We start from the raw sequence: 12,885 nt of genomic DNA on the forward strand, positions 1-12,885 counted from the left end.
ACGTGCACGACACCATGGAACAGGAAGCCCGGTTCAGCTACGAGGCGGCGGAGTTCTCCCCGGGCGCGGTCCCGCCGCTGCTGCTCGCGGGCATCGACGAGGACGATCTGGCCGAGCCGCACGTGGTACGCGGCATCGACTGACGGCCCGGTGTGCCGCGCCGCGGTCCCGACAGGAAATCGACCGGGTCTCAAGTGCGCGCGCCGATACTCCCGATGACCCCTCGGCCGGAGTTCGAGCCCGCCGCGGGGCGCGGCACGACGACGTTCCTGTCACGAGCGAGAGCACCGTTGGATCGGAGTACGCAATGAAGGACGTCGTGAAGGACGTGATCCGGGAGGTCAGCGTCCGCGGGGCACGGCAGCAGCCCGAATGGAGCGACCTGCCCCAGCTGAACCGGGTCAGGGAGGCGCTGGCCGCGCGTCCCGCCCTGGTGCGGCCCGACGACGTGGCCGCGCTGCGGACGCTGCTGGGGTCCGTGGCGGCGGGCCGGGCGCTGGTCGTGCAGTCCGGTGACTGCGCCGAGGACCCCCGGGAGTGCGGGCGCGAGCACGTGGCGCGCAAGGTGGCGGTGCTCGATCTGCTCGCCGGTGCGCTCGGTCTGATCACCGGCCGGCCGGTGGTGCGGGCGGGGCGGATCGCCGGGCAGTTCGCCAAGCCCCGGTCGCGGCCGACCGAGGTCGTCGGCGGTGTCGAACTCCCCGTCTTCCGGGGCCATATGGTCAACGGTCCGGAACCGGACCCGGAGAGCCGCCGCCTGGACCCGCTGCGCATCCTCACCGGCTACATGGCGGCGGGCGACGCCGTGGACCACCTGGGCTGGCGCGAGCGCGGCACGGGGCACCGGGCGGCGGGCACGCAGGTGTGGACGAGCCATGAGGCGCTGCTGCTCGACTACGAGGTGCCGCTGCTGCGCACCGACGACGAGGGGCGGCTCTTCCTGGGGTCCACGCACTGGCCGTGGATCGGGGAGCGGACCCGGCAGATCGACGACGCCCATGTGGCGCTGCTCTCGCAGGTCGCCAACCCGGTGGCCTGCAAGGTCGGTCCGTCGATGGAGCCGGGGGAGCTGGTGGCGCTGTGCGAGCGGCTGGACGCCTGGCGCGAGCCGGGCCGTCTCACGCTGATCGCGCGGATGGGCGCGGACCGGGTCGCCGAACGGCTGCCGCGTCTGGTCGAGGCGGTCCGCGAGGCCGGGCACCCGGCCATCTGGCTGACCGATCCGGTGCACGGCAACACCGTCACCGCGCCCGGCGGCCACAAGACGCGCATCGTGGAGACCGTCGCGCTGGAGGTCTCGCGCTTCGTGACCGCCGTGCGCGGGGCGGGCGGTGTGCCGGGGGGTCTGCATCTGGAGACGACGCCCGACGATGTCACGGAGTGCGCCGACACCGAGGCGGAGCTGTCCGCCGTCGGTGAGCGCTACACCTCGTTCTGCGACCCCCGGCTGACCCCGGGGCAGGCGGTTTCCGTGGTCTCCGCGTGGGATGTGCCGTGACCGGGGCCGGCGCCCCGGACGGGCGCCCGCCAGGGGGCCGCGTGGTGCCGGTTCAGCCGCTCTCGGGTGCCTTGGGGGAGCGGGAGAGCAGTTCGTACAGCTCGTCGAGGTCGTACTCGGCGCGCTGCGGGGTGCCGAGGCGGGTGATCTTTCCCCGGCTCGCCCATTTGCGGATGGTGGCCGGGCTGACCCCCGCGGCCAGCGCGGCCAGTTCGGTCGGTACGGTGCGGCGGCGCCGTTGCTCCGTCATGCCGGACCGTTCGCCCGGCCGCCCTCCGTCGCCGGCTTCGCCCGGCCGGAGAGCAGCAGCCAGTCCCGGGGCGGCACCGTGTGCCCGGCGTCGCAGGCCACCCGGGAGTAGACCGTGTCGCTGGTGCCTCTCAGCGTCGCGCGCAGATGCGCCGTACAGCCGTGGTGACAACAGGTTCCCAGCGAGACCTCGTACGCGCGGGGGCCGAGCAGGGAGCGGGCGGAGTCCAGCAGCGCCGTCAGTTCGGCGTCCAGGTCCTGGGCGGCGGGGTGGGCGGCCAGCCAGTCGGCCTGGCCGGCCAGGAAGCGGAGCAGGGCGGGGACCTCCGTGCCGGGCACCGACGGCAGCCCGCGTTCGGAGACCACGAGCCCCGCCCAGGAGCACAGGAAGTCGGCGATCTGCGAGCGCAGCGCCAGCATCCGGTCGTCGAGGCGGATGCCCACCGACTGCGTCCCGCTGACACGTTCCACCGGGCCTGTGCGTGTGGCGGTCAGTTCCTCCTCGCTCTCCCGGTAGACCTCTCCGACGTCCCGCAGCCGTGCGCTCAGTCTTTCGACCGGTGAACCGGTGGCGGATTCCGCCCTGGGTGCGGGGGGATGACGTATGAATCGTTCCGATGATTCCGAGCAACCCTGCTGCTGCACGTTCTGGCCTCGCATCTCCTGTAGACCGAGCATCCGTTTCCTTCGGCCGGCGTTCTCGTATCGGCCGGAGAGTTTCCCTGCCTGTCCGTTCGCCTTGCGGTGACGCCCATACGTGTGCACTACAGTAATCGCGGCATAACCAAATCGGGCGAACGGCGCATTTGCTCCGTCGGCCCGTCGTTGGTCAATTTGTTCACCAATTGTCGCGCTCGTCGGCTCAGAAGTGTCAAGGAGATCTCATGTGGGTCGCGTCACCCTCGCACGGTTTATCGAGAGCCACTCAACATCGCGTGGAAAAACGGCTGTTGACATCTGCAGCGGCCGACTGTCACACTTCTCGCGGGCCACTGGTCTGCGCAAATCCCGATCGGCAAGCGATTGCGGAGCAGACACCAGGGCCCTCTCCCTTGTGCGGCCATCCCTAGCTCTTCGGTGGCCTTCACGCTTTCCGGTGCACCCCTTGCGTGCCCCGTCCGCAGCCGCTCAAGCGGTATTCAGGCCGGACTCCAGCGGCATTCATGCCGACCACGACACCCAGCCTTGAGGGCTTCATGGATCACCAGCACAGAAAAAACGGATACGCGCGGCAATGCGCCCAGGTGCTGAACGCGCTCCATTCCATTCCCTATTTCACCAGCGATTTGGCGGACGAAGTAGCGCCGTTCGGCATCGACGACCACTCCAGTGTCTACCTCGCCGGGCGGGCGTCCCCCCTGGGCATCGTGGACCCCGCCGTGGTGACCGCCGCTTTCAACTCCTTCGCCCCGCGTCTCGTGGCCGACCGCATTCCCGCGCTCTGGGACCGGGTGTCGCCCGAGCGGGCGCTCCGTGCCCGTGAGGACGCCTCCGCCGCGGCCCTGGAACGCCTGCTGGGCGCCGAGACCGTCCACTCCCCGAAGCTCGCCGAGGCGGCCAAGCTCGCGACGGTCGCCGCCGGGGCCTGCGCCCTGCCCGGCCGCCCGCTGTACGCGGCCAACTCCGTGCTCCCGCAGCCGGAGCGCCCCCACGCGGCCCTGTGGCACGCCGCCACGATGCTGCGCGAGCACCGGGGCGACGGCCACGTCGCCGTACTCGGCCACTACCGGCTGACCGGCGTGGACTCCCTCGTCATCGACTGCGCCAGCACGCACGGCATGGCCAAGGAGATCGTCATGCCGATGCGCGGCTGGACCGAGGAGGAGTGGGCGGCCGGACGGGAGCGGCTCGCCGAACGGGGACTGGTCGACGCGGCGGGCCTGCTCACCGCGCGCGGCGCCAAGCTGAGGGACGAGGTCGAGGCCGAGACGACCTGGCTCGACCGCCGGCCCTACGACGCCCTGGGCGCCGAGCACGTCGAGCAACTGGCCCTGTACGTACGCGACCTGGTGGAGACGGCCGCCGACGCCGGGCTCTTCCCGCCCCCGCTGCGCGAGTTCTTCGCCCCGCCCGCCGACGTGTGGAACGCACTCTGACCCCGAGAGGAACCGTCATGACGTTGTCGACGCGGACGCAGGCGCCCGCGGACCTGTTCTCGCCCGCCTACTACCAGGACCCGCACACCACGCTCGCCCGGCTCAGGGAGAACTCCCCGGTCCACGAGTTCCGCTTCCCCGCCGGTGACGTACGGACCTGGCTCGTCACGCGCTACGACGACGTCAGGACCGTGCTCTCCGACCCGCGCTACAGCGCGGAGGCCGCCACCTGGGCCAACGACGAGTTCCGGGCCGCCGGGCTCGTCGCCGCCGAGGGCACCATCCTGGGGCGGGGCATATCGGTGGTCGATCCGCCGTACCACACCCGGCTGCGCCGGCGGGCGATGGGCGCCTTCACCACCCGTCAGGTGGAGCGGTGGCGCACCACGGTGGGGCAGCACGTCGAGCGCGTCCTCGCCGACTGCGCGCTGCGCGAGACCTTCGACGTGATGGACGACTACGCGGGCGAGGTCTCCGCCGGGGTGCTGGGCGAGATCCTCGGGATGCGCATCGAACGCCACCGGGAGCTGGTCAGCGCGCTCAACGAGGCGTTCCCGTCGGACCCCGCGCTCATGCACAAGGTGCCCGGGGCGTTCGGCCGGATCTGCGAGTACGCCGCCGAGCTGGTCGCCGAGAAGCGCACCCGGCCCGCCGACGACCTGACCTCGGCGCTGCTGCGGGACGACGACGACGGCCGGCTGACCGAGGACGAGCTGACCGGTCTGGTCGCGGCCGTCATCATGGGCGGCAGCGACACCGTGCGCGGCTTCATCGGCAACGCGGTGCTCTCCCTGCTGGACCACCCCGCCCAGGCCGACCTGCTGCGGTCCGAACCGGAGCTGGCCGAACCGGCGGTGGAGGAACTGCTCCGCTACGACGGGGCGCTGAGCACCGCCCTGTTCCGGGTCACCACCGAGGAGATCGAGCTGTCGGGCACCGTCCTGCCCGTCGGCGCCCCGGTCATCGTCGGCCTGCTGGCGGCCAACCGCGACCCCCGCCGCTTCGACCGGCCCGACGTGCTGGACCTGCGGCGCGAGGGCCCCCGCCACGTCGGCTTCGGCCACGGGCTGCACAACTGCCTGGGCGCGGCCCTGGCCCGCCTCGAAGGGGCCATCGCCATCCCCGCCCTGTTCGAGCGCTTCCCGGAGCTGGTCCTGAACGCGCCCCGGGACTCCGTGCGCTACATCGACAACTGGGCGATCCGCCGCCTGGTCGCGCTGCCCGTCGCCGCCTCGCCGAAGGCCGCCGCGCGCGCCGCCCAGGAGGCCTGAGGTGGCCGCCGCGAGCGGCCCGGGGCGGCCGTCATGACCGTCTCCGCCCGGATCGACCGCACGCTGTGCCTCGGCACGGGGCTGTGCGAGTCGATGGCGCCGGACCTGTTCCTGCTGGACGACGACGGCATCGCCGCGACCCCTCGGGGCGTCCCGGCGGGCGACGCGGAGGAGCGGACGCGGCTGCTGCGCGCCGTCGCCGAGTGCTGCCCGACCGGGGCGATCACCGTCGTCTCGGGGGAACCCGGCACCCCCGTACGCGAGAACGCACACGAGAGCAGGGAGTGAGGGACGGGATGCAGGCGCAGTCCGCACAACGGGACACCCACGTCGTCGTGGCAGGAGCGGGACCCGCGGGGCTGATGCTGGCCGCGGAGCTGCGGCTGGCCGGCGCGCGGGTCGTGGTCCTGGAGCAGGAGAGCCGGCCGACCGCCGAATCGCGCGGCATGGGGTTCACCGCCCGCACGCTGGAGGTGTTCGACCAGCGCGGGCTGCTGCCCCGCTTCGGCGAGCTGAAGCGGTCGCCGGGCGGCCACTTCGGCAGTGTGCCGGTGGACTTCGCGGTCGGCGACGGGCGGCACGCCAGTGTCACCGGCGTCTCGCAGGCGCGTACGGTCGCCGTGCTGGGGGAGTGGGCGGCGGAGCTGGGCGCCGACGTCCGGCGCGGTCACCGGCTGACCGGGTTCACCGACCTCGGCGACGGCGTCGAGGTGCGGGCCGAGGGCCCGGACGGCGAGGTGCGGCTGACGGCCGCGTACCTCGTGGGGTGCGACGGCGGCCGCAGTACGGTCCGGCGGGCGGGCGGTTTCGGGTTCCCCGGCACCGACGCCACCGCCGAACTGCTGCTGGCCGATGTGAAGGACCTCGAACTCCCGCCGAAGTGGTCCGGGGAGCGGCGCCCGGCGGGCATGCTGCTGGCCGCCCCGCTGGGCGGGGGCATGGTCCGCGTCGTCGTCTCCGAACACGGCAGGAAGCCCCGGGAGCGCACCGGGCCGCCGGAGTTCAGCGAGGTCGCCGACGCCTGGAAGCGGGTCAGCGGCGACGACATCTCCGGTGCCTCACCGGTCTGGGTCAGCTCCTTCGGGGACGCGGCCCGGCAGGCCGACGCCTACCGGCGGGGCCGGGTCCTGCTCGCCGGGGACTCCGCCCATGTCCATCTGCCGGCCAGCGGGCAGGGGATGAACGTCAGCATCCAGGACGCCGTCAACCTCGGCTGGAAACTGGGCGCGGTCGTCACCGGGCGGCTGCCCGAGACGCTGCTGGACAGCTACCACGACGAACGCCACCCGGTGGGCGCGGCGCTGCTGCGCAACACCCGGGCGCAGGCCTCCCTCTTCCTGGGCGGGCCCGAGACGCAGCCGCTGCGCGAGGTGCTGGCCGAGGTGTTCCGCGGCCCGGAGGCGGCGCTGCTGCTGGCGGGGATGGTCAGCGGTCTGGAGATCCGCTACGACGTCGGCGCCGGGGACCATCCGCTGCTCGGCCGGCGGCTGCCGGACGTCCCCCTGGTGCTGGAGGACGGGGAGGAGACGCGGAGCCTGCGGCTGCTGCATCCGGCCCGAGGCGTCCTGCTGTCCCTGGGCGACGATCCGGAGCCCGCGCGTCTCGCCGCCCGGTGGGCGCCGTGGGTGGACGTCCGCTCCGCACGGCCGGGCGCGCGGGGCGCGGACGGCGAAGAGGTGGACGCGGACGCCGTCCTGGTCCGCCCCGACGGCTATGTGGCCTGGGTGTCCGGCTCCGGCGACCTCGCCACTGCCCTGCACCGCAGCTTCGGGGAGCCCGCGCACTGAGCCGGGCCCGCCCCACGAGACCACGGGAGACGACATGACCAGCACAGGAGCCCGGCAGGCAGCCGCCGTACCGGCCATCGACCGCGCGGACTCCCGCGCCGTCTTCATGAGCCACTGGTACGTGGCGGGGGAGGAGCAGGGCCGTGCGGTCCTCGACGAGATCGCGGAGGCCTGGGAGGCGGCGGAGCGGCCGGGGGACGTCCTGTCCTTCTCCTGCTACCTCAGCACGGGCGGCGACGACGTCACGGTGATGACGTACGCCCAGTGCGCCGGCCCGGACGCCTACCGGCCGTTCGTCCGCTCGCTGCCGTCGGCGGCGGCGCGGGTGGAGCCGGTGGAGTACCGCCTGTTCCGGAGCGTGCCGCTGGCCCCGGAGAGCGGTCCGGCGGCCTCGGTGGTGATCGCCAGCTTCGATGTGGACGGGCGGGAGCGGCAGGAGCACATCGTCTCCTCCGTCACGGCGAACATCGAGGCGTCCCCGCGCTCCGACCAGGCCGGGCTGATCGCCTCCCACTTCCACCTCAGCGTGGACGGCACCCGGGTCATCAACTACGCGGAGTGGACGAGCGACGAGGAGCACATCGCGTTCCTGGAGGGGGCCACCCGGCACCGTTCGCTGCGGCTGGCGACCCGCACCCCGGGCGTCCGGCCGATCGGCTTCACCCGCTACCACCTGTATCGCGCCATCGACGGGTGACGTCCCGGCCGACAGGGTGACTGTCCGATCATCGAACTGCGGACCTTGCCATGATGGTTGACGGTCCGACAGTGACGGTACGAAGGAGAAGCCCCATGGCCGATGCCCCCAGCCCCTTTCCGGACGTCGCCCGCGCCGATGCGGGGGTCGCGCTCGTGACCCCCTTGTACGTGGGCGGGCCGGAGCACCAGCGGGCCGAGGCGGAGCGGGTCCTCGCGCCGTACCGGAAGGGGCCGCTGCCCGAGGGCTTCCTCTCGGTGAGCGTCTTCACCAGCACCGAGGGCGAGAACGTCCTCACGTACGCCCAGTGGACCTCGGACGACGCCTACCGCGCGTTCGTGGCGGGCGGCGGTCTCGGCGAACCGGACGAGAACACCACCGAACCGGTCCGCTACCGGCTCTACCGGGGCCGGGTCCTGGAGCCCGGCAGCGTGCCCACCGCGCTGGTGGCGCCGGTCTTCGACGTGGACGGCCGGGACCGGCAGCGGCGCTCGATCGACAATCTGATCGACGGACCGCTCGGCACGCCGTTCCCCGGTCTGGTCGCCTCCCACTTCCACATCAGCCTCGACGGCACCCGCGTCATGAACTGGGCGGAGTGGGTCGACGAGGACGCCCATGTCGGCTTCATGAAGAGCAGCCGTCCCAAGGAGTGCCTGGAGGCCATCACGATGCCGGGTGTGCGCGGCATCGGTGGCAAACGGTACGTCCTCGCGGGTGCCGTGACCCGCTGACGCGGGAGACCGTAGCTCCTCCCGAACGGCCCAGGTCGATGACCTGGGCCGTTCGCCGTTCCCGTCACGTTTCCGGTGGCGCACCACCGCGTCCCGGGCTTTGTCAGGTGCAGGTCAAATTCCTTCAGGTCATTCGTACGCATCGAGCATGGAGAGGGTGCATGGACACTCAAGTGATCGTCGTCGGGGCCGGCCCGGCCGGAATGATGCTCGCCGGGGAACTGCGGCTGGCCGGGGTCGACGTCGTCGTCCTCGAAAAGCTCGCCCGGCGCACCGGCGAATCACGCGGGCTCGGGTTCACCGCCCGCACGATGGAGGTCTTCGACCAGCGCGGCCTGCTCTCCCGCTTCGGCGACATCGAGGTCAGCAACCAGGGCCACTTCGGCGGGCTGCCGATCGACTTCGCCGTCCTGGACGGGGCCCACCAGGCCGCCAAGACCATCCCCCAGTCCCAGACCGAGACCGTCCTGGAGGAGTGGGTCACCTCGCTGGGCGCCGACGTCCGGCGCAGCCACGAACTGCTCTCCGTCAAGGACGCCGGGGACCACGTCGAGGCGGAGGTCCGCGGCCCCGACGGGGTCCACCGGCTCACCGCCCCCTACCTCGTGGGCTGCGACGGCGGCCGCAGTCTGGTGCGCAAACAGGCCGGATTCGAGTTCCCCGGCACCGCCTCGACCATGGAGATGTTCCTGGCCGACGTGAAGGGGCTGAACCTGCCCCCGCGGATGATCGGCGAGACCCTGCCCGGCGGCATGGTCATGGTCGGCCCGCTCCCGGACGGCATCACCCGGCTGATCGTGTGCGAGCGCGGCACCCCGCCCCAGCGGCGCGAGACCCCGCCCTCGTACGACGAGGTCGCCGCCGCCTGGAAGCGGCTGACCGGGGACGACATCAGTCACGGCGAATCCGTCTGGGTCTCCTCCTTCGGCGACGCCACCCGCCAGGCCACCCACTACCGGCAGGGCCGCATCCTGCTGGCCGGCGACTCCGCGCACATCCATCTGCCGGCCGGCGGACAGGGCATGAACACCAGCATCCAGGACGCCGTCAACCTCGGCTGGAAGCTGGCGGCCGTGGCCCGGGGCCGAATGGACGAAACGTTTCTGGACACCTACCACGACGAACGCCACCCCGTCGGACAGCGCCTGCTGATGAACACCCGCGCCCAGGGTCTCCTCTTCCTCAGCGGCGCCGAAGTACAGCCGCTGCGCGATGTGTTCAGCGAACTCATCCGCTACGAGCCGGTCAGCCGGCACCTGGCCGCCATGGTCAGCGGACTGGAGATCCACTACGCCGTCGACGGCGGCGCCCACCCCCTGCTCGGCCGCCGGATGCCGCATCTGGAACTGACCGGCACCACGTCCCCCGGCAGCTCCACCGAAGCCCTGCACGGCGGCCGGGGCGTGCTCCTGGACCTCGCGGACAACGCCGAACTGCGCCGCCGCGCGTCCGGCTGGACGGACCGGGTGGACGTGGTGACCGCGGCGCCCAAGGAGCTTCCCGGCGACGGGGCGTTGGACGGCACCGCCGCCGTGCTCGTCCGCCCCGACGGCTATGTGGCCTGGGCCGCACCGGGCAGCCACAGCGATCTGCCGATGGCCCTGGAGCGCTGGTTCGGACCGGCGCGCTGACTCCCGTACACCCCCCGAGAAGAGAGAGAAGAGACCATGCACAGCACCTTGATCGTCGCCCGGATGGCACCGGGCACCGGATCCGAAGTCGCCGGGCTGTTCGACGCCTTCGACCGGACCGAGATGCCGCACCTGATGGGCACCCGGCGCCGTCAGTTGTTCTCCTACCGGGGGCTGTACTTCCACCTCCAGGAGTTCGACGAGGACAACGGCGGCGAGCTGATCGAACAGGCCAAGACCGACCCCCGGTTCATCGGGATCAGCGACGATCTCAAGCCGTTCATCCAGGCCTACGACCCCGCCACCTGGCGCTCGCCCGCCGACGCCATGGCCACCCGCTTCTACCACTGGGACGGTTCCGCGTGACCGGGCGCAGGGTCGTCATCACGGGCATCGGCGTGGTCGCCCCCGGCGGCATCGGCGTCAAGGACTTCTGGAGCCTGCTCAGCGAGGGGCGCACCGCCACCCGCGGCATCACCTTCTTCGACCCCGCGCCGTTCCGGTCCCGGGTCGCCGCCGAGATCGACTTCGACGCCGAGGCGAGCGGGCTGAGCCCCCAGGAGATCCGGCGGATGGACCGGGCCGCCCAGCTCGCGATCGTCGCCACCCGGGAGGCCGTCGCGGACAGCGGTCTCGACACCACCGCCCTGGACCCGTACCGCCTCGGCGTCACGATCGGCAGCGCGGTCGGCGCGACCATGGGACTCGACGAGGAGTACCGGATCGTCAGCGACGGCGGCCGGCTCGACCTGGTCGACCCCGCCTACGCCGCCCCGCACCTCTACAACTACTTCGTCCCCAGCTCCTTCGCCGCCGAGGTCGCCTGGGCGGTCGGCGCCCAGGGCCCCAGCACCGTGGTCTCCACCGGCTGCACCTCGGGCCTGGACTCCGTCGGCTACGCGGTCGAACTGCTGCGCGAGGGCTCGGTGGACGTGATGATCGCCGGGGCCTCGGACGCGCCGATCTCCCCGATCACCATGGCGTGCTTCGACGCGATCAAGGCGACCACCCCGCGCGACGACGCGCCCGGCGAGGCCTCGCGGCCCTTCGACGGCACCCGCAACGGATTCGTCCTGGGCGAGGGGTCCGCCGTCTTCGTCCTGGAGGAGCTGGCGAGCGCCCGGCGGCGCGGCGCACACGTCTACGCCGAGATCTCCGGCTACGCCTCCCGCTGCAACGCCTTCCACATGACCGGGCTGCGCCCGGACGGGGCCGAGATGGCGGAGGCCATCACGGTGGCGCTCGACGAGGCCCGGATCCCCGGCGACCGCATCGACTACATCAACGCGCACGGCTCCGGAACCAAGCAGAACGACCGGCACGAGACCGCCGCGTTCAAGAAGAGCCTCGGCGACCACGCCCACCGCACCCCGGTCAGCTCCATCAAGTCGATGGTGGGCCACTCACTGGGCGCCATCGGCTCGATCGAGATCGCCGCCTGCGCCCTCGCCATGGAGCACAACGTCGTGCCCCCCACGGCCAATCTGCACACACCCGACCCCGAATGCGACCTGGACTACGTGCCGCTCACCGCGCGCGACCACCGCACGGACACCGTGCTCACCGTGGGCAGCGGCTTCGGCGGATTCCAGAGCGCCATGGTGCTGGAACGGGTCGAAGGGAGCACACGATGACCGCGTCGGTCGTGATCACCGGACTGGGCGTCGCCGCCCCCAACGGCCTGGGCAAGGAGGACTACTGGGCGGCCACCCGGGCCGGCCGCGGCGGGATCGGCCCGCTCACCCGCTTCGACGGCTCGGGCTATCCGGCACGGCTGGCCGGTGAGGTGCCCGGCTTCGAGGCGAAGGACCACCTGCCGAGCCGGCTGCTGCCGCAGACCGACCGGATGACCCGGCTCGCCCTGGTCGCCACCGACTGGGCGCTCGCCGACGCCGGCATCAAGCCGCAGGAGGCCGAGGGCTTCGACATGGGCGTGGTGACGGCCAGTTCCTCCGGCGGTTTCGAATTCGGCCAGAACGAGCTCCAGAAGCTGTGGAGCAAGGGCAGCCAGCACGTCAGCGCCTATCAGTCCTTCGCCTGGTTCTACGCCGTCAACAGCGGCCAGATCTCCATCCGCAACGGGATGAAGGGGCCCAGCGGGGTCCTGGTGAGCGACCAGGCGGGCGGCCTCGACGCCGTCGCCCACGCCCGCCGCCAGATCCGCAAGGGCACCGGAATGATCGTCTCCGGCAGCATCGACGCCTCCGTCTGCCCCTGGGGCTGGGTGGCGCAGCTGGCGAGCGGCCGGCTGAGCACGGTCGACGACCCCGCCCGCGCCTATCTGCCCTTCGACCGCCGGGCCTGCGGCCATGTGGCGGGCGAGGGCGGCGCGATGCTCATCCTGGAGGAGGCCGGAAAGGCCCGCAGGCGCGGTGCCCGGATCTACGGCGAGGTCGCCGGGTACGGCGCCACCTTCGACCCCCGGCCCGGCAGCGGCGGCGAGCCCGCGCTGCGCAAGGCCGTCGAACTGGCCCTGGCCGAGGCCGGCGCCGCCCCCGGCGACGTCGACGTGGTCTTCGCCGACGCGGCGGCCGTACCGGAGCTGGACCGGGCCGAGGCCGAGGCGCTCCGCACGGTCTTCGGGCGGCACGGCGTCCCCGTCACCGCGCCGAAGACCATGACCGGCCGCCTCTACTCCGGGGCCGCGCCGCTCGACCTGGCCACCGCACTGCTCTCGATGCGGTCCGGGCTGATCCCGCCCAGCACGAACACCGACCCCGATCCGGCGCTCGGCCTCGACCTCGTCACCACGGCCCGGACGGCCCGGATCCGAACCGCACTGGTGCTGGCCCGCGGCCACGGCGGGTTCAACTCGGCCGTGCTGCTGCGCGCCGCCACCGCCTGACCGGGCGGGCGGCCCCTTCTCTGTTCTCTCCTTTCCCATTCCACCGGTTCAGACCCCGACACAAGGCAGGGCGGACG

Annotated in this window: 14 protein-coding genes; 12 read left to right on the top strand and 2 right to left on the bottom strand. The window is 72.5% G+C overall.

The genetic code is table 11. The features are described 5' to 3' along the window. The first annotated feature begins 2 nt into the window (after positions 1-2). Together ACZ4FH_RS29465 and ACZ4FH_RS29470 are read left to right on the top strand one after the other, a co-directional pair. On the top strand, positions 3-143 hold the full coding sequence (locus ACZ4FH_RS29465) for a surface protein (protein ID WP_467308687.1): 141 nt from the start codon (positions 3-5) through the stop codon (positions 141-143). Between the two features lie 164 nt (positions 144-307). Beyond that, on the top strand, positions 308-1,498 hold the full coding sequence (locus tag ACZ4FH_RS29470) for a 3-deoxy-7-phosphoheptulonate synthase (RefSeq protein WP_467308689.1): 1,191 nt from the start codon (positions 308-310) through the stop codon (positions 1,496-1,498). 52 nt (positions 1,499-1,550) lie between these two features. On the opposite strand, the gene ACZ4FH_RS29475 is transcribed toward ACZ4FH_RS29470, so the two are convergent. Further along, positions 1,551-1,748 carry a hypothetical protein gene (locus tag ACZ4FH_RS29475; RefSeq protein WP_467308691.1) on the bottom strand — a complete coding sequence of 66 codons (198 nt, stop codon included), beginning with the start codon at positions 1,746-1,748 and terminating at the stop codon, positions 1,551-1,553. Beyond that, positions 1,745-2,218 (bottom strand): hypothetical protein, encoded by a 474-nt coding sequence (locus ACZ4FH_RS29480; RefSeq protein ID WP_467308692.1) that lies wholly within the window; start codon positions 2,216-2,218, stop codon positions 1,745-1,747. Before ACZ4FH_RS29480 ends, ACZ4FH_RS29475 begins: the two co-directional genes overlap by 4 nt. Positions 2,219-2,943: 725 nt before the next feature. Here ACZ4FH_RS29480 and ACZ4FH_RS29485 point away from each other — a divergent pair. The 10 genes from ACZ4FH_RS29485 (at position 2,944) to ACZ4FH_RS29530 (ending at position 12,808) form a co-directional block, all read left to right on the top strand. Beyond that, complete coding sequence (locus ACZ4FH_RS29485) at positions 2,944-3,843, top strand: SCO6745 family protein (RefSeq protein ID WP_467308693.1); 900 nt, start codon at positions 2,944-2,946, stop codon at positions 3,841-3,843. Between the two features lie 17 nt (positions 3,844-3,860). Then, complete coding sequence (locus tag ACZ4FH_RS29490; protein ID WP_467308694.1) at positions 3,861-5,114, top strand: cytochrome P450; 1,254 nt, start codon at positions 3,861-3,863, stop codon at positions 5,112-5,114. A gap of 33 nt (positions 5,115-5,147) precedes the next feature. Then, positions 5,148-5,402 (top strand): ferredoxin, encoded by a 255-nt coding sequence (locus tag ACZ4FH_RS29495; RefSeq protein WP_467308695.1) that lies wholly within the window; start codon positions 5,148-5,150, stop codon positions 5,400-5,402. Positions 5,403-5,410: 8 nt separating this feature from the next. Further along, entirely contained in the window at positions 5,411-6,901 is a 1,491-nt protein-coding gene (locus ACZ4FH_RS29500; RefSeq protein WP_467308696.1) for an FAD-dependent monooxygenase, read from the top strand. 34 nt (positions 6,902-6,935) lie between these two features. Next, complete coding sequence (locus ACZ4FH_RS29505) at positions 6,936-7,598, top strand: hypothetical protein (protein ID WP_467308698.1); 663 nt, start codon at positions 6,936-6,938, stop codon at positions 7,596-7,598. A gap of 95 nt (positions 7,599-7,693) precedes the next feature. Then, positions 7,694-8,332 (top strand): antibiotic biosynthesis monooxygenase family protein, encoded by a 639-nt coding sequence (locus ACZ4FH_RS29510; RefSeq protein WP_467308700.1) that lies wholly within the window; start codon positions 7,694-7,696, stop codon positions 8,330-8,332. A 161-nt stretch (positions 8,333-8,493) separates the two neighbouring features. Then, on the top strand, positions 8,494-9,963 hold the full coding sequence (locus tag ACZ4FH_RS29515) for an FAD-dependent monooxygenase (RefSeq protein ID WP_467308701.1): 1,470 nt from the start codon (positions 8,494-8,496) through the stop codon (positions 9,961-9,963). Positions 9,964-9,999: 36 nt separating this feature from the next. Further along, positions 10,000-10,329: a TcmI family type II polyketide cyclase gene (locus tag ACZ4FH_RS29520; RefSeq protein ID WP_467308702.1), complete on the top strand. Its 330-nt coding sequence runs from the start codon at positions 10,000-10,002 to the stop codon at positions 10,327-10,329. Then, positions 10,326-11,597, top strand: coding sequence for a beta-ketoacyl-[acyl-carrier-protein] synthase family protein (locus tag ACZ4FH_RS29525; protein WP_467308703.1), 1,272 nt, complete (start codon positions 10,326-10,328; stop codon positions 11,595-11,597). The genes ACZ4FH_RS29520 and ACZ4FH_RS29525 overlap by 4 nt, the downstream gene beginning before the upstream one ends. Then, complete coding sequence (locus ACZ4FH_RS29530; protein WP_467308704.1) at positions 11,594-12,808, top strand: ketosynthase chain-length factor; 1,215 nt, start codon at positions 11,594-11,596, stop codon at positions 12,806-12,808. Before ACZ4FH_RS29525 ends, ACZ4FH_RS29530 begins: the two co-directional genes overlap by 4 nt. The last annotated feature ends 77 nt before the right edge of the window (positions 12,809-12,885 follow it).

This window comes from Streptomyces sp. NPDC024555 (assembly GCF_055559335.1).